Annotated in this window: 14 protein-coding genes; 10 read left to right on the plus strand and 4 right to left on the minus strand. The window is 69.4% G+C overall.

Annotation, left to right across the window (positions count from 1 at the left end):
• The first annotated feature begins 53 nt into the window (after positions 1 to 53).
• From ABTX24_RS28145 to ABTX24_RS28155, 3 genes are read left to right on the plus strand one after another with little or no spacing between them, the layout of a single operon-like run.
• Positions 54 to 755: a response regulator gene (locus ABTX24_RS28145; RefSeq protein WP_350844373.1), complete on the plus strand. Its 702-nt coding sequence runs from the start codon at positions 54 to 56 to the stop codon at positions 753 to 755.
• Positions 752 to 3,370, plus strand: coding sequence for a DUF4153 domain-containing protein (locus ABTX24_RS28150; RefSeq protein WP_350844375.1), 2,619 nt, complete (start codon positions 752 to 754; stop codon positions 3,368 to 3,370). The genes ABTX24_RS28145 and ABTX24_RS28150 overlap by 4 nt, the downstream gene beginning before the upstream one ends.
• Before the next feature lie 4 nt (positions 3,371 to 3,374).
• Positions 3,375 to 3,749, plus strand: a complete 375-nt coding sequence (locus ABTX24_RS28155) for an FKBP-type peptidyl-prolyl cis-trans isomerase (RefSeq protein WP_141795436.1) — start codon at positions 3,375 to 3,377, stop codon at positions 3,747 to 3,749.
• Positions 3,750 to 3,814: 65 nt separating this feature from the next.
• Here the strand turns inward: ABTX24_RS28155 and ABTX24_RS28160 are convergent, their stop codons facing one another.
• Complete coding sequence (locus ABTX24_RS28160; RefSeq protein ID WP_350717184.1) at positions 3,815 to 4,057, minus strand: RNA-binding S4 domain-containing protein; 243 nt, start codon at positions 4,055 to 4,057, stop codon at positions 3,815 to 3,817.
• A 135-nt stretch (positions 4,058 to 4,192) separates the two neighbouring features.
• Positions 4,193 to 5,470 (minus strand): DUF445 domain-containing protein, encoded by a 1,278-nt coding sequence (locus ABTX24_RS28165; RefSeq protein WP_160027627.1) that lies wholly within the window; start codon positions 5,468 to 5,470, stop codon positions 4,193 to 4,195.
• Positions 5,471 to 5,720: 250 nt separating this feature from the next.
• On the opposite strand from ABTX24_RS28165, the gene ABTX24_RS28170 reads away from it, so the two are divergent.
• The 6 genes from ABTX24_RS28170 to ABTX24_RS28195 all read left to right on the plus strand — a co-directional run bounded on the left by ABTX24_RS28170 (position 5,721) and on the right by ABTX24_RS28195 (position 12,508).
• Positions 5,721 to 6,020, plus strand: coding sequence for a hypothetical protein (locus tag ABTX24_RS28170; protein ID WP_141803049.1), 300 nt, complete (start codon positions 5,721 to 5,723; stop codon positions 6,018 to 6,020).
• 100 nt (positions 6,021 to 6,120) lie between these two features.
• A complete protein-coding gene (locus ABTX24_RS28175) occupies positions 6,121 to 6,969 on the plus strand; it encodes a nitrilase-related carbon-nitrogen hydrolase (RefSeq protein ID WP_160027625.1) in 849 nt (282 codons plus the stop codon).
• Between the two features lie 10 nt (positions 6,970 to 6,979).
• On the plus strand, positions 6,980 to 8,413 hold the full coding sequence (gene hydA, locus ABTX24_RS28180; protein ID WP_350844377.1) for a dihydropyrimidinase: 1,434 nt from the start codon (positions 6,980 to 6,982) through the stop codon (positions 8,411 to 8,413).
• Positions 8,414 to 8,417: 4 nt separating this feature from the next.
• Entirely contained in the window at positions 8,418 to 9,443 is a 1,026-nt protein-coding gene (locus tag ABTX24_RS28185) for a TIGR03842 family LLM class F420-dependent oxidoreductase (protein ID WP_350844379.1), read from the plus strand.
• A 240-nt stretch (positions 9,444 to 9,683) separates the two neighbouring features.
• Positions 9,684 to 10,985, plus strand: a complete 1,302-nt coding sequence (locus ABTX24_RS28190; RefSeq protein ID WP_350844381.1) for an aspartate aminotransferase family protein — start codon at positions 9,684 to 9,686, stop codon at positions 10,983 to 10,985.
• Between the two features lie 23 nt (positions 10,986 to 11,008).
• Positions 11,009 to 12,508: a CoA-acylating methylmalonate-semialdehyde dehydrogenase gene (locus ABTX24_RS28195; protein ID WP_350844383.1), complete on the plus strand. Its 1,500-nt coding sequence runs from the start codon at positions 11,009 to 11,011 to the stop codon at positions 12,506 to 12,508.
• Positions 12,509 to 12,515: 7 nt separating this feature from the next.
• Here ABTX24_RS28195 and ABTX24_RS28200 read toward each other — a convergent pair whose 3' ends face one another.
• Both ABTX24_RS28200 and ABTX24_RS28205 read right to left on the minus strand, forming a co-directional pair.
• Positions 12,516 to 12,704, minus strand: a complete 189-nt coding sequence (locus tag ABTX24_RS28200; RefSeq protein WP_350844385.1) for an Rv3202a family protein — start codon at positions 12,702 to 12,704, stop codon at positions 12,516 to 12,518.
• An 80-nt stretch (positions 12,705 to 12,784) separates the two neighbouring features.
• Complete coding sequence (locus ABTX24_RS28205) at positions 12,785 to 13,900, minus strand: endo-1,4-beta-xylanase (RefSeq protein ID WP_350844387.1); 1,116 nt, start codon at positions 13,898 to 13,900, stop codon at positions 12,785 to 12,787.
• 140 nt (positions 13,901 to 14,040) lie between these two features.
• On the opposite strand from ABTX24_RS28205, the gene ABTX24_RS28210 reads away from it, so the two are divergent.
• On the plus strand, positions 14,041 to 15,291 hold the full coding sequence (locus tag ABTX24_RS28210) for an FAD-binding protein (RefSeq protein ID WP_350844389.1): 1,251 nt from the start codon (positions 14,041 to 14,043) through the stop codon (positions 15,289 to 15,291).
• The last annotated feature ends 149 nt before the right edge of the window (positions 15,292 to 15,440 follow it).

Genomic DNA, 15,440 nt, shown 5'->3' on the forward strand with positions numbered 1-15,440 from the left:
ACCTGCACAACTTCTGCAGCCTTTCCGGCGACTCGGGCTTCTAGCCTGAGCATGTGCCAGAACATCTGACCGTCAGCCGCCGGGTCCTCGTCGTCGAGGACGAGCCGGTCATCAACCAGGCCGTCTCGGACCGGCTCGAGGCGGAGGGATACGACGTCGTCCGAGCGTGGGACGGCCCCGGGGCGGTCTCCTGCTTCGAGGAGACCTCGCCCGATCTGGTCGTCCTCGACGTGATGCTGCCCGGCTACGACGGCCTCGAGGTGTGCCGCCGGATCCAGGCCGTACGCCCCGTGCCGGTGCTGATGCTGACCGCGCGTGCCGACGAGGCCGATGTGCTCGTCGGGCTCGGCGTCGGGGCCGACGACTACCTGACCAAGCCGTTCCGGGCCCGCGAGCTGGTGGCCCGGGTCAACGCGCTCCTGCGGCGGGTGGAGCGGGCCGCCGAGCTGGCCGGGTCGCCGCGGCGTACGGCTGAGATCGGGGGGCTCCGGATGGATCCGGCCGCCCGCCGGGTGTGGGTCGACGGCTCTGAGGTCCGGCTGACGCCGACCGAGTTCGACCTGCTCGTCTGCCTGGCCGCCGACCCGGGTGCCGTGGTCACCCGCGAGCGGCTGCTCGCCGAGGTCTGGGGCTGGAACGACGCCTCCGGAACCCGCACGGTCGACAGCCACGTGAAGGGGCTGCGCGCCAAGATCGGGTCCGAGCGGGTCCGGACCGTGCACGGGGTCGGCTACGCCTTGGAGGCCGGCGAATGACTCCGCTGGAACGGGTCTCCTCGATCAAGGTCAAGCTCGGGCTCCTGGTCGCCGCGAGCGCGCTGGTGGCGGCGGTCGTCGCCTCCGTCGGGCGGATCACCGGGGTCTCCCCGTGGATCTCGATCCCGGTCACGATCGGGATCGCGCTCGCGGTCACTCAGCTGCTGGCGGCCGGGATGACGTCCCCGCTGCGGCAGATGACCGTCGCGGCGAGGCGGATGGCCCGGGGTGACTACTCGGTCTCCGTGCCCGCCGTCGGTGCCGACGAGGTCGGCCAGCTGGGACGTGCGTTCAACACGATGGCCAGCGATCTCGGCGCCGTCGACCGCCAGCGTCGCGACCTGGTCGCCAACGTGTCCCACGAGCTGCGTACGCCGCTGGCGGCTCTCACGGTCGTGCTGGAGAACCTCGTGGACGGCGTCGGATCCGACCCGGCCGCGCTGCAGACAGCGCTCGGCCAGGCCGAGCGGCTGAGCCGGCTGGTCGAGGACCTGCTCGACCTGGCGCGCGTCGACGCCGGCAAGGCGCCGCTGAGCACCGCCTCGGTCGAGCTCGGCCCGCTGCTGGAGGCCTGCGTCGCGGAGACGCGGGCCAACGGGCGGCCGGTCACCTACGAGATCGATGCACCGGCCGACCTGGTCGTCGACGCCGACCCCGATCGCCTCAGCCAGCTCGTCGTCAACCTGCTCGACAACGCCTCCCGGCACAGTCCCCGCGGCGGCGTGGTCACCGTGCGCGCCGGGATCGACGGCGAGCGCTACCACCTCGAGGTCCTCGACTCCGGTCCCGGCATCCCCGTCGCCGACCGCGGGCGCGTCTTCGAGCCCTTCGGCACGCTCAGCTCCTCCGGTGAGGGCGGCGGGACCGGGCTCGGGCTCGCCATCGCCCGGTGGGTCACCGACCTGCACGGCGGCTCCATCGCCTTCCTCGACCCGCTCCCCGGCGCCGCCGGTGCCCGGGTGCGCGTCGACCTTCCGCTGCGCCCACCCGTACGTCCGGGCCCCCATCAGCTCAGTCCCAGTCATCTCACCCCCACTCATGAGGAGAGCCAGATGCCCACCACTCCCCCGGCGGCCGAGCCCGCCGAACCGGCCCAGCCGGTCGACAACCCCGACACGGACCCTCAGGCCGCCTATGCCACCCCGTCGGTCCTCGACGACATCTTCGGCACCTACTGGCCCGATTCAGGCGTCGCGGGCAGGTTCGGGCTCTTCATCGGTGCCGTGGTCGCCGGCCTGCTCGGCGGCCTGCTGATCCCCGACCGCAACGCCGGGCTCGGGACGGTCATCGTGCTGCTGGCCGCGGGCGGGGTCGTGATGATGGCGAGCGAGAAGCGCCGCAGCCGGTTCCCGATCGTCTGCTACGTCCTGTTCGCGCTGCTCTCCTCAGTCGCGGTCTTCCGCGACGCCGAGTGGCTCGTCGTACTGTGCCTGCTCACGGCGATCGCGGTGATCCTGTGTGCCTCCACCCAGGCGAAGACGCTGCTCGGGATCGTGCTCACCGGGATCTCCTGGCCGCTGGCCGGGCTGCGCGGGATCCCGTGGCTGGGCCGCACGCTGACCAGCGTCTCCGGCAGGGGTCACGGGGCGGCGGTCGCCCGCACCACGGTGCTCTCGCTGCTCGGTCTGGTGATCTTCGGGCTCCTGTTCACCACCGCCGACGCGGTTCTGGGCAGCTGGGTCGACCAGTTCGTGCCGGACGTACGCCCTGACACCTTCGCGGCTCGGATCTTCATGACCGTCTTCGTCTTCGGGGTCGTGATGGGCGCTGCGTACCTGGCCGTGAACCCGCCCCGGATCGACCGCAGCGAGCGTACGTCCCAGCCCGTCGCCAACCGCTACGAGTGGCTGGCTCCGGTCGGTGTCGTGGTCGCCGTCTTCGCCGCGTTCCTGATCGCGCAGGCGACCGCTGTCTTCGGCGGCGAGGACTACCTGCGCGAGACGACGGGGCTGACGTACGCCGAATACGTCCACCAGGGGTTCGGCCAGCTCACCGTCGCGACCGCACTGACCCTGCTGGTGATCTGGGCGGCGGCGCGCAAGGCCCCGGTGGAGACCGTCGCCGACCGGCTGTGGCTGCGGATCGCGCTCGGTCTGCTCGCCGCGGAGGCTCTGGTCGTCGTCGGGTCGGCGCTGTACCGGATGCACCTCTACCAGGAGGCGTACGGCTTCACCCAGCTCCGCCTGCTCGTCGATGTCTTCGAGGCCTGGCTGGGCGTGCTGGTGATCGCCGGGCTGGTCGCCGCGGTGACCGGCACCGCGATCGCCGGCGGGCTCTGGCTCGGGCGGTTCGCGCTGGTCAGCGGCGCTGTCGCGCTGCTCGGGATCGCCGCGATCAACCCGGACGCATGGATCGCCGAGCACAACGTCTCGCGCTATGAGGAGACCGGGAAGATCGACACCGACTTCCTCGCCGAGCTCAGCGACGACGCGGTGCCCGCCCTGAAGAAGCTCCCCGAGGACCTGCGCAGCTGTGTGCTCGGGCCCAGCGATCGCGAGGGCGACTGGCTGGAGTGGAACCTCGGCCGGGAGCGGGCCGACGGCCTGACCACGATCTACCCCGGGACGGCCGATGCGACGGTGGTGTGCCCCAGCGAGTCTCGATACGTAGACTGATTTCATGAGCCAGAAGCCTGAGATCGACTTCGTCGACCCCACCCCTCCGACCGACCTCGTCATCAAGGACATCACCATCGGTGACGGCGAGGAGGCCACCGAGCGCGACCGCGTATCGGTCCACTACGTCGGCGTTGCGCTGTCCACCGGTGAGGAGTTCGACGCGTCCTACAACCGCGGCGAGCCGCTCGACTTCCGCGTCGGCATCGGCCAGGTCATCCAGGGCTGGGACCAGGGCATCCTCGGCATGAAGGTCGGCGGCCGCCGCCAGCTCGTCATCCCGCCCCACCTGGGCTACGGCGACCGCGGTGCCGGCGGCGCGATCAAGCCCGGCGAGACCCTGATCTTCGTCTGCGACCTGGTCAAGGTCGAGAAGTAAGCAGTTCGTACGCAGCGAGGCGGCGACCCTTCGGGGTCACCGCCTCGCTCCCATTTCCGCCAAGCTCACCAGGGGACGTCGAAGTCGGCCTCGTCAGAGACCCGGGCCGCCTGGCCGGCGTACTCGACGACGTCGCCGACGCGGAGCTGACGACCGCGGCGGAGCTCGATCTCACCGTTGACCTTCACCTCGCCGGCGGTGATCGCCGGGCGGGCCTCGGAGCCGGCCTCGACCAGGTTGGCCAGCTTCAGGAACTGACCGAGACGGATGACCTCGTCGGAGATGGGTACGTCGAAGGGTTCACTCACACCGCTCATCCTCCCCCGCGCCGAGGCGTCAGGTAAATCGATCGAGGCGTCACCCGCGTCGGCCGACACGTCACCGCGGTCGGCCGAGTCGGCACACGGTGACGTCTCGGCCGACGTACGTGACGTCTCGGCGGGTCATTCCACCAGGACGGCGACGGTGTGGATGATCACGCCGACGAGACCACCGACGATGGTGCCGTTGATGCGGATGAACTGCAGGTCGCGGCCGACGAAGAGCTCGATGCGGCGGGCGGCCTGCTTGCCGTCCCAGCGCTGGATGGTGTGGGTGATGACGGTGGTCGCCTCGCGGCCGTAGCGCTTGACGACGTAGACGGCCACGTCGGAGGCGAGCGCGTCGTAGCGGCGCTGGAGGGCCTCGTCGAGGACGACCTTCTGGGCATAGCGGACGACCTCGTCGAGGGCGCGGCGGCGGACGACGCCGTCGGGGTCGCGCAGGGACGTGGTCAGGGCACGCCGCAGGGCGTCCCAGATCGAGATGGCGGTGTTGATGACGCCGGGGTGGTCGAGCACCCGCTCCTTGAGCCGCTCGGCGCGCTCCATGGTCGCCTCGTCGTGCTGCAGATTGTCGGCGAGGTCGGCGAGCATCGTGTCGATCGCCTTGCGGGCGCGGTGCTCGGGATCGTCGCGGATGTCGGCGATCCAGCGGACCAGCTCGACGTGGATGCGGGCGGTCACCGGCTCGCGCAGCACCTGGGGCGTCCACCACGGCGCCCGCTCGCCGAGCACCTCGGTGACGATCTCCTCGTTCTCCTCGAGCCAGCCGTGCAGCTCGACCAGCGCCAGGTCGACCAGACCGTGGTGGACGCCGTCGTCCAGCGCCGCCTGCAGGGTGCCGCCGAGGAGCGGTGCGATCTGCTCCTCGCGCAGGCGGGGTACGAATCCGTCCTGGATGATCTCGACGATGTGCCGGTTGCTGATCCGGGAGAGCCCGTCGGCGACCACGGTGGAGACCTCGTCGACCACCCGCTTGGCGTTGGGCTCCTCGGCGAGCCAGAGCGCGAGCCGTAGCGACGGCATCGCGACACCGAGCCGCTCGCGGATCGTCTCCTCCTGCAGGAAGTTGTCCTGGACGAACTCCTCCAGGCTGGCGCCGAGCTCGTCCTTCCGCTTCGGGATCAGTGCGGTGTGCGGCACCGGCAGCCCGAGCGGGTGGCGGAACAGCGCGGTGACCGCGAACCAGTCGGCCATCGCACCGACCATGGACGCCTCGGCGCCGGCGTTCACGAACCCCCAGAACCCGTCCAGCCGAAGCGTCAGCAGATAGACGATGGCAGCCACGACCAGGAGCCCGGTGGCGACGATGCGCATGCGGCGCAGTGCCTGGCGGCGTACGACATCGGCCTCGGTCTCGACCATCAGACCACCGATGCCGGCGCCCCCAGGAGAACTCATGGGCTCAATTGTGCCGGGTCGTCCCACGCGAGGCGATCTGCAACACCAGGACCAGCATTTCTATAGGTTACTCACGGGTCGGCCCACAGCTGGGTTACAAAGCACCCAAGGGCGTCACCGATCCCTTCCCCTGCTCGTTGGAGTGGGCGAGAGTGCCTCGGGGGAGGCACACGTCCCACCGAGGAGATACATGTCGTCGCACAACGCGGACGGTGTGGGGTCGCATCTGTTCGACTCGTCGAGGAGCGCTATGTCGTTGACCACCGCCGCCAAGGTGGAGGTTCTGAGCGTCCTCGTCCGCGCCGGCCGGGAGGCCCGCGCCCCACTCACCCCGCACGACTGCAACACCGTGGTCGAGACCAGTGCCCATCTCGCCGAGATCGCGCCGACCCTTTCCGAGGGCACGCCCGGCGAGCGGGCCCGCGCGACCCGCTCCGCGATGGAGCTGTTCCTCTCGGTCGACTGCCCTCAGCTCGCGCCCGAGCTCCGCGAGGAGCTCGCCAGGGCGGTCGAGCACGTCGTCGTACGTCATCCGGCGACCGCCGCCTAGCGCAGCAGGGTTTCAACCACCTCATCGTCTGAAGCAAAAATGCCGTCGCGACCCCACGGGTCGCGGCGGCGTGCTTGTATGTGAGTCGGGAGGTAGTTGCATGACGATCGTCAGAGCCGCAATCAGCCAGACCACCTGGACCGGGGACAAGGTCTCCATGCTGGACAAGCACGAGGGCTTCGCGCGGGACGCCGCCGCCCAGGGCGCCCAGGTGATGTGCTTCCAGGAGCTCTTCTACGGGCCCTACTTCGGGATCACCCAGGACAAGAAGTACTACCGCTACGCCGAGCCGGCTGACGGGCCGATCGTGCAGCGCTTCGCGAGCCTGGCCAAGGAGCTGGGCATGGTGATCGTGCTGCCGATCTACGAAGAGGCCGACACCGGGATCTACTACAACACCGCCGTGCTGGTCGACGCCGACGGCACGATCCTCGGCAAGTACCGGAAGAACCACCTGCCGCACGTGGAGAAGTTCTGGGAGAAGTTCTACTTCCGCCCCGGCAACCTGGGCTACCCGGTCTTCGAGTCCGCGGTCGGCAAGGTGGGGATGTACATCTGCTACGACCGCCACTTCCCCGAGGGCTGGCGCGAGCTCGGGCTCAACGGTGCCCACATGGTCTTCAACCCCAACGCCACCAAACCCGGGCTCTCCAACCGGCTCTGGGAGATCGAGCAGCCCGCCGCCGCGGTCGCCAACGGCTACTTCGTGCTCGCGCCCAACCGGGTCGGCCTGGAGGACAACGAGTACGGCGAAGAGGCGGTCAACTTCTACGGGATGTCGCAGATCGTCGACCCCCGCGGCAACTACGTCGGCGAGCTCGGCTCGGGCGAGAAGGAGGAGCTGCTCGTACGCGACCTGGACATGAGCATGGTCCAGGAGATGCGCGACGACTGGCAGTTCTACCGCGACCGCCGGCCCGATTCGTACACCGCCATCCCCCGACCCTGAGGAGGCCGGCATGACCACCACGCTCATCACGGGCGGCGCGGTCGTCTCCGCGACCGGGCGCACCCAGGCAGACGTGCTCGTCGACGGCGAGAGGATCGTCGCGCTCATCTCCCCCGGGAGCACTCCGCTGGGGACGATCGCGGCCGACGTCACCATCGACGCGAGCGGGAAGTACGTCATCCCCGGCGGCGTCGACGCCCACACCCACATGCAGCTGCCGTTCGGTGGCACCAACGCCAGCGACACCTTCGAGACCGGCACCCGGGCCGCGGCCTGGGGCGGCACCACGACGATCATCGACTTCGCGGTGCAGCGCTACGGCGAACGCGTACAGGACGGGTTGGCGCACTGGCACGAGCTGGCCGCCGGCAACTGCGCGATCGACTACGGGTTCCACCAGATCATCGGCGGGGTCGACGACGACGCGCTCAAGGCGATGGACTCGCTCGTGGACGAGGGGATCACCTCGTACAAGCTGTTCATGGCCTACCCGGGCGTCTTCTACTCCGACGACGCGCAGGTGCTGCGGGCGATGCAGAAGGCGACCGACCACGGGCTGCTGACCATGATGCACGCCGAGAACGGTCCGGCCATCGACGTGCTCGCCGCGCAGCTGGCCGAGTCCGGCAAGACGTCTCCCTACTACCACGGCATCGCGCGTGCCTGGCAGATGGAGGAGGAGGCCACCCACCGGGCGATCATGCTCGCCGACGTGACCGGGGCTCCGCTCTACGTGGTGCACGTCAGCGCCAAGCAGGCGGTCGCGCAGCTGGCCGCGGCCCGCGACCACGGGAAGAACGTGTTCGGCGAGACCTGCCCGCAGTATCTCTATCTCTCCCTCGAGGACCAGCTCGGCGCGAGGTCGGAGGAGTGGGGCGACTTCGAGGGCGCCAAGTGGGTCTGCTCGACGCCGCTGCGCTCGCGCGAGGAGGGCCATCAGGACGCGATGTGGCAGGCGCTGCGCACCAACGACCTGCAGATGGTCTCCACCGACCACTGCCCCTTCTGCATGAAGGAGCAGAAGGAGCTCGGCAAGGACGACTTCCGGGCCATCCCCAACGGGATCGGGTCGATCGAGCACCGCGTCGACCTGCTCTACCAGGGCGTGGTGACCGGGCAGATCACGCTCGAGCGGTGGGTGGAGCTGATCGCGACCACACCGGCGCGGATGTTCGGGCTCTACGGCCGCAAGGGCGTGATCGCGCCGGGAGCGGATGCCGACATCGTCGTCTACGACCCGAACGGTCACACCTCCATCGGCATCGGGGAGGGCCGGACCCATCACATGAACATGGACCACTCCGCCTGGGAGGGCTACGAGATCGACGGACACGTCGACGTGGTGCTCTCACGGGGCTCTGTGGTCGTCGCCGACGGCGAGTTCAAGGGCACCAAGGGCCACGGCAGCTACCTCAAGCGCGACCTCTCCCAGTATCTGGTGTGACGTGATGGACTTCGGTGTCGTCCTCCAGACCAACCCGCCCGCCTGGCGGGTCGTCTCCCTGGCGAAGCAGGCCGAGGCGTACGGCTTCGACTACGTCTGGACCTTCGACAGCCACCTGCTGTGGATGGAGCCGTACGTCATCTACAGCCAGATCCTCGCCGAGACCCGCACGATCAAGGTCGGCCCGTTCGTGACGAACCCGGCGACCCGCGACTGGACGGTGACCGCGTCGGTCTTCGCGACCCTGAACGAGATGTACGGCAACCGCACCGTGTGCGGGATGGGACGCGGTGACTCGGCGGTGCGGGTGCTCAACGGGAAGCCGTCGACGATCAAGGAGATGCGCGAGGCCACTCGGGTGATCCGCGAGCTCGCCAACCGGCGCCCGGTCGAGATCAACGGCACCACGCTGCAGTTCCCGTGGGCCAAGCGCTCCGAGCTGGAGGTGTGGATCGCCGCCTACGGCCCGCTCGCCTTGAAGGCGGCCGGGGAGGTCGGCGACGGGTTCATCCTGCAGCTGGCCGACCCCGACATCACCGAGTGGATGATCGGGGCGGTCAAGAAGGCGGCCACCGACGCCGGCCGCGACCCGGAGTCGCTGACGTTCTGCGTGGCGGCTCCTGCGTACGTCACCGACGGTACGCCCGAGGCGCTGGACCATGCCCGCGAGCAGTGCCGGTGGTTCGGCGGGATGGTGGGCAACCACGTCGCCGACATCGTCTCCAAGTACGGCAGCGGTGCCGTCCCGCAGGCGCTCACCGACTACATCAAGAACCGCGAGGGCTACGACTACAACGAGCACGGGCGGGCCGGGAACACCCACACCCAGTTCGTGCCCGACGAGATCGTCGACCGGTTCTGCCTCCTCGGCCCGGTCGAGGAGCAGGTCGCCAGGCTCGAGCAGCTCAAGAGCCTCGGCGTCGACCAGTTCGCCGTCTACCTGCAGCACGACGCGATGGACCAGACCCTGGCGGCGTACGGCGATCTGGTCATCCCCCGGGTCAACCGGCCGGTGACCACGAAGGCATGAGCGCGCGATTTCGTTGATTGTCGCGTGAGAATGTAACGAAAACGTAGCCGTTGTCCTGATACACCTTCGTAATCAGTATCCCGGATCGGCGGCGACCCTGCTGCTCCCGGCGTAGAGTGAGAGACGACCTGAGCGAGGTCGAGCGGCGAGCTTGCTCGTCCGCCCGCGCCGAGCGAGGGAGTAAGCGCGCGAAGCGCGCAAGCCAGATCCATGTCCATCCACGCACCCCAGGGGACAGCCTTGACCAGCGCCAGCGACGCCCGTGCCTACGACCTCGACCGAGCCCACGTCTTCCACTCCTGGTCCGCCCAGGGGTCGCTGAAACCGCTCGTCATCGCCGGCGGGCAGGGCTCGCGGGTGTGGGACGACTCCGGGCACACGTACCTGGACTTCTCCTCCCAGCTGGTCAACACCAACATCGGCCACCAGCACCCCCGGGTGGTGGAGGCGATCAAGAAGCAGGCCGAGACGCTGACCACGATCGCCCCGACGACGGCCAACCTGACCCGCGGCGAGGCCGCCGAGCGGATCACCGACATCGCGCCGGTCGGCTTCAACAAGGTCTTCTTCACCAACGCCGGCGCCGACGCGGTGGAGAACGCGATCCGGATGGCCCGCATCCACACCGGCCGCGACAAGGTGCTCTCGACCTACCGCTCCTACCACGGCAACACCGGGGCGGCGATCGTCGCGACGGGCGACTGGCGGCGGATCCCGAACGAGTACGCCCGCGGCCACGTCCACTTCTTCGGCCCCTACCTCTACCGCTCGGAGTTCTGGGCGACCACGCCGGAGCAGGAGTCGGAGCGCGCGCTGCGCCACCTGCGCCGGGTCATCGAGTCCGAGGGGCCCGCGTCGATCGCGGCGATCCTCCTCGAGACCATCCCCGGCACCGCCGGGATCATGATCCCGCCGCCGGGCTACCTCCCCGGGGTCAGGGCGCTGGCCGACGAGTTCGGGGTCATGCTCATCCTCGATGAGGTCATGGCCGGCTTCGGCCGCACCGGCGAGTGGCTCGCCCTGGACGCCTACGACGTCGTTCCCGACCTGATCACCTTCGCCAAGGGGGTCAACTCCGGCTACGTACCCGCCGGCGGGGTGATCATCTCCGACCCGGTCGCGGAGACCTTCGACGACCAGGTCTTCCCCGGCGGGCTCACCTACTCCGGACACCCGCTGGCGATGGCGTCGATCGTGGCGACCATCGAGGCGATGAACGAGGAGGGCATCGTCGACAACGCCGCGACCATCGGCACCGACCACATCGCCCCCGGCCTCGCCTCGCTGGCCGAGAAGCACGACGTGATCGGCGAGGTGCGCGGCACGGGGGTCTTCTGGGCCCTCGAGCTCGTCGCCGACCGCGAGACGCGGGAGCCGCTGCCCGCCGCGACGATGGGCCGGATCAAGGCCGACCTCATCGCCCGCAACCTGATCCCGTTCACCATGGAAAACCGCATCCACGTGGTGCCCCCGTGCATCGTCACCCCCGACGAGGTCGCCGAGGCGATCTCGATCTACGACGACGTGCTCGGCTCGCTGTAACAGCTCTCTAAAGGACGCATGACATGACCGATCTCCCCATCCTCGACCACTGGATCGGCGGGGCCACCAACCCCGGCACCGGCACCCGTCTCGGCGACGTCTACAACCCCGCGCTCGGCACCGTCCAGAAGCGCGTACGCTTCGCCTCGGCCGCCGACGTCGACACCGCCGTCTCGGCGGCGAAGAAGGCGTTCGAAGAGTGGAGCGAGACATCGCTCACCCGGCGTACGGCCGTGCTCTTCAAGTTCCGCGAGCTGCTCAACGCCCGCAAGGGCGAGCTCGCCGAGATCCTGACCGCCGAGCACGGCAAGGTGCTCTCCGACGCCGCCGGCGAGATCGCCCGCGGGCTCGAGGTCGTCGAGTTCGCCTGCGGGCTCTCGCATCTGCTCAAGGGCACGGTCTCCGAGCAGGTCTCCTCCGGCGTGGACGTGACCACGCTCAAGCAGCCGCTCGGCGTGGTGGGCATCATCAGCCCGTTCAACTTCCCCGCCATGGTGCCGATGTGGTTCTTTCCGATCGCGATCGCGGCCGGCAACGCGGTCGTGATCAAGCCCTCGGAGAAGGACCCGACCGCCTCCAGCTGGATCGGCGAGCTGTGGGCCGAAGCAGGGCTGCCCGACGGCGTCTACAACGTCGTGCACGGCGACAAGGAGGCGGTCGACGCGCTCCTCGACAACCCCGACGTCGCCTCGATCTCCTTCGTCGGCTCCACCCCGATCGCCCGCTACGTCTACGAGCGCGGCACCGCCGCCGGCAAGCGGGTCCAGGCGCTCGGCGGCGCCAAGAACCACATGCTGGTGCTGCCCGACGCCGACCTCGACCTGGTCGCCGACTCCGCGGTCAACGCCGGCTTCGGGTCGGCCGGCGAGCGCTGCATGGCGATCTCGGTGGTGCTGGCGGTCGACTCGGTGGCCGACAGCCTGATCTCGAAGATCACCTCGCGGATGGCCACGCTCAAGACCGGCGACGGCACCCGGGACACCGACATGGGGCCGCTCATCACCGGCGCTCACCGGGACAAGGTGGCGAGCTACGTCGACGTGGCCGCGGCCGACGGGGCCGAGGTCGTCGTCGACGGACGTGGGATCGAGGTGGACGGCGACCCCAACGGCTTCTGGGTCGGGCCGACCCTGGTGGACCGGGTGCCGACCACGTCGACCGTCTACACCGAGGAGATCTTCGGGCCGGTGCTCTCGGTCATCCGCGTCTCCGGCTACGAGGAGGGCCTCGAGCTGATCAACTCGGGCCAGTTCGGCAACGGCACCGCGATCTTCACCAACGACGGCGGCGCCGCCCGCCGGTTCCAGCGTGAGGTGCAGGTCGGGATGGTCGGCGTGAACGTGCCGATCCCGGTGCCCGTCGCCTATCACTCCTTCGGTGGCTGGAAGGCGTCGCTGTTCGGGAACGCGAAGGCGTACGGCCCCGCGGGGCTGGACTTCTTCACCCGCGAGAAGGCGGTCACCACCCGCTGGCTGGACCCGTCGCACGGCGGGATCAACCTGGGGTTCCCGCAGAACTCCTAGTGGCCCACTAGTAGTCGTAGTCGTCGTCGGGGCCGACTGCGTCGAGCTTCTGCTCGGCGTAGTCGGCCTCGTTGACGTCGTCCGGCGTCGAGGTCACCGTCTCCTCGGCATCCAGAGGCGCCTCGTCGTCGACGGCCTCCTTCACGACATCGGTCGCCTGCTCCTCGAGGTCTGCCTCTGCTGCGTTCTCGCTCATCTACCCTCGCTCAGATCGATCCGTGTGCTCGGACTCCAGTAGACCACCGCCACCCGAGTGCCGCCACGGACCGCTGCGGCTCAGCGCCGGCGTGGCGCCCCCAGGGCAAGTCGGAGATCCTGCTTCAGGGTCGTGTACGCCTCCTTGGGCTGCCGATTCACATCCCAGTTCCCTTCGAACCAGCCAGGTACCCAGGAGTGGGTGTCGTCGATGCCCCAGACCGTGAACGATGTGCAGGCGCGTACGGCGAGGCAGGCCTGGAGCATCTGGGAGAACTCGTAGGGATGGGCGAAGAGCGCCAGGTTGTCCGTGGGTACCTGGGTCTCGGCGGAGTCGACGAAGGTGCGTACGTCGGCCTCGGTGACCGCGACCTCGAGACCGAGGTCGGCGTAGCGCTGCAGGTCGGCGCGGAAGCGCTCGCCGGAGAAGCCGTACTGGGTGTCGAGGTGACCCTGGTTGCCGACACCGTGGATGGGTACGCCCTGGGCGACCAGGCTCTTGACGAAGGCGTAGACCGCGTCGGCCTTGGCGTTGTGGCCGTCCTCGCCGGCGATGTTGTAGTCGTTGTAGAACAGCCGCGCCTTCGGGTCGGCCTGGTGCGCCCAGCGGAAGGCGTCGGCGACCACCTCGGGTCCGAGCCGGGAGACCCAGAAGTTGTCCGGGTTGAGCCGCGAGGGGTTGGTGTCGGTGAAGAACTCGTTGGCGACGTCCCACTGGTAGACCTTGCCGCGGAAGTGGGCGACCTCGTCGGTGATGTGCTTCTTGAGGATCCCGCGGAGCTCGTCGTTGCTGATCGTGCCGTTGTTGACGCCCTCGGTCAGCCAGGCGGGATTCTGGTTGTGCCAGAGCAGGGTGTGGCCGCGCACCTTCTGACCGTGGGCGCGGGCGAACTCGACGACCTCGTCGGCGCCGGACCAGTCGTAGGTGCCACGAGTCGGCTCGACGGTCTCCCACTTCATCTCGTTCTCGGGCGTGATGCTGGAGAACTCGTCCGCGGCGATGCCGGCGAGCTCCTCGTCCGCGAGCACCTCGGGGTTGGCGGCGACACCGAGGTGCAGCCCGATCTGGGACGCGTAGGAGCGGAGCGAGTCGGACGGGGGCCGGAAGCCACGTGGCTCGGCCTGGGCCATGGATGACGCGGTCGCGGTGACGGTCGCCGCCGCGGCCACGGTCACGACGATGTGACGAAGTTTCACGGTGCCTCCAGGTGCACTAAGTGTGATCGGCATCACAGACAGGGATCAGGATGGCGAGGAGCCGCGAGTTTTGTCAATCGTTGTCGATAACGTTTTCCGACGATGCCCACAGAAGCTGGATCCCGGCTACGATCCGGTCCATGCCCACCGAGACCTCTGCCCGCGAAGCTCCCGGATCGACGTGGGCCCGCAGCTACGACTACACCGCGCGCGAGCTGGTGCGACCACGTTCCGTGGATGACGTACGCGACCTCGTGCTGCGCGAGCCGCGGCTGCGCGCACTGGGATCCCGGCACTCCTTCACCGATCTCGCGGACACACCGGGGGTGCTGGTCTCGCTCGACGGCTTGGAATCTTCGCCGAGCCTGGCCGGGGACGTGGTCCGGGTGCCTGGCGGCATGCGCTACGGCGAGCTCGCCGCCTGGTTGCAGGAGCACGGCCGCGCGCTGCCCAACCTGGCCTCGCTCCCCCACATCTCGGTCGCCGGCGCGGTCGCGACCGGCACCCATGGCTCCGGCGTCGCCAACGGCTCGCTGGCCACCTCCGTGACCGCGCTGGAGATCGCCGATGGCCGCGGCGACCTGGTGCGGCTGGAGGCCGGCTCGCCCGACTTCGCGGGGGCCGTGGTCGGCATCGGCGCCCTGGGGATCGTGACCCATCTCGAGCTGCTGACCTCGCCGACGTACCAGGTCGCACAGACGGTCCACGAAGGGCTCACCTACGCGGACCTGCGAGAACACCTCACCGAGATCCTCGGTGCGGCCTACTCGGTGTCGATCTTCACGCGCTGGTCCGACGAGCCCGACGGGTCGGTCGCGCGGGTCTGGGTGAAGTCGCGCTCGGGGACGCCGGAGCTCCGCGGGACGGTGCTCGCCACCGAGCCGCGGCACGTCGTCCCCGGCCTCGACCCGGCCCCGTGCACCGAGCAGCTCGGCGTACCCGGACCGTGGCACGAGCGGCTGCCCCACTTCCGGCTCGACTTCCAGCCGAGCGTCGGCGCGGAGCTGCAGAGCGAGTACCTGGTGCCGCTCGATCGCGCGCAGGAGGCGGTCGAGGCGGTCCGCTCACTCGCCGACCGCGTCCGGCCGCTCCTGCAGGTGAGCGAGATCCGCGCGGTCGCCGCCGATGAGCTGTGGCTCTCTCCCGCCTACGGCACCGACACGGTGGCGCTGCACTTCACCTGGAAGGCCGACCCCGTCGGCGTACGTGATCTCCTGCCCGACCTGGAGCAGCGGCTTCCGGCGGGCACCCGGCCGCACTGGGGCAAGCTGTTCGCCACCAAGGACCCCGGTGCCGCGTTCCCGCGCTGGGGCGACTTCAGGGACCTGGTACGCCGCTTCGACCCGGACCGCCGGTTCTGGAACGGGTGGCTGGAGCGGGTGCTCGGCTGACGCGGCTGGGGTAGTCCGGTAGCGAACTGCCTATTACCGGCGAGTAGATGGGCAGTTCGCCCAGCAGATCAAGCCGATCACCGAGACGATGAAGTTCGCCGCGCCGCTGACGCTGGCCGGGCTCGGCATCGGCCTGACCTTCCGCGCCG

The organism is Nocardioides sp. NPDC127514 (assembly GCF_040302125.1).
GTDB lineage: Bacteria > Actinomycetota > Actinomycetes > Propionibacteriales > Nocardioidaceae > Nocardioides.

Coding starts and splice junctions, on each gene's coding strand:
- ABTX24_RS28175 (WP_160027625.1), top strand. CDS start 6,121: ATGACGATCGTCAGAGCCGCAATCAGCCAGACCACCTGGACCGGGGAC.
- ABTX24_RS28185 (WP_350844379.1), top strand. CDS start 8,418: ATGGACTTCGGTGTCGTCCTCCAGACCAACCCGCCCGCCTGGCGGGTC.
- ABTX24_RS28150 (WP_350844375.1), top strand. CDS start 752: ATGACTCCGCTGGAACGGGTCTCCTCGATCAAGGTCAAGCTCGGGCTC.
- hydA (WP_350844377.1), top strand. CDS start 6,980: ATGACCACCACGCTCATCACGGGCGGCGCGGTCGTCTCCGCGACCGGG.
- ABTX24_RS28165 (WP_160027627.1), bottom strand. CDS start 5,470: ATGAGTTCTCCTGGGGGCGCCGGCATCGGTGGTCTGATGGTCGAGACC.
- ABTX24_RS28200 (WP_350844385.1), bottom strand. CDS start 12,704: ATGAGCGAGAACGCAGCAGAGGCAGACCTCGAGGAGCAGGCGACCGAT.
- ABTX24_RS28195 (WP_350844383.1), top strand. CDS start 11,009: ATGACCGATCTCCCCATCCTCGACCACTGGATCGGCGGGGCCACCAAC.
- ABTX24_RS28170 (WP_141803049.1), top strand. CDS start 5,721: ATGTCGTTGACCACCGCCGCCAAGGTGGAGGTTCTGAGCGTCCTCGTC.
- ABTX24_RS28210 (WP_350844389.1), top strand. CDS start 14,041: ATGCCCACCGAGACCTCTGCCCGCGAAGCTCCCGGATCGACGTGGGCC.
- ABTX24_RS28155 (WP_141795436.1), top strand. CDS start 3,375: ATGAGCCAGAAGCCTGAGATCGACTTCGTCGACCCCACCCCTCCGACC.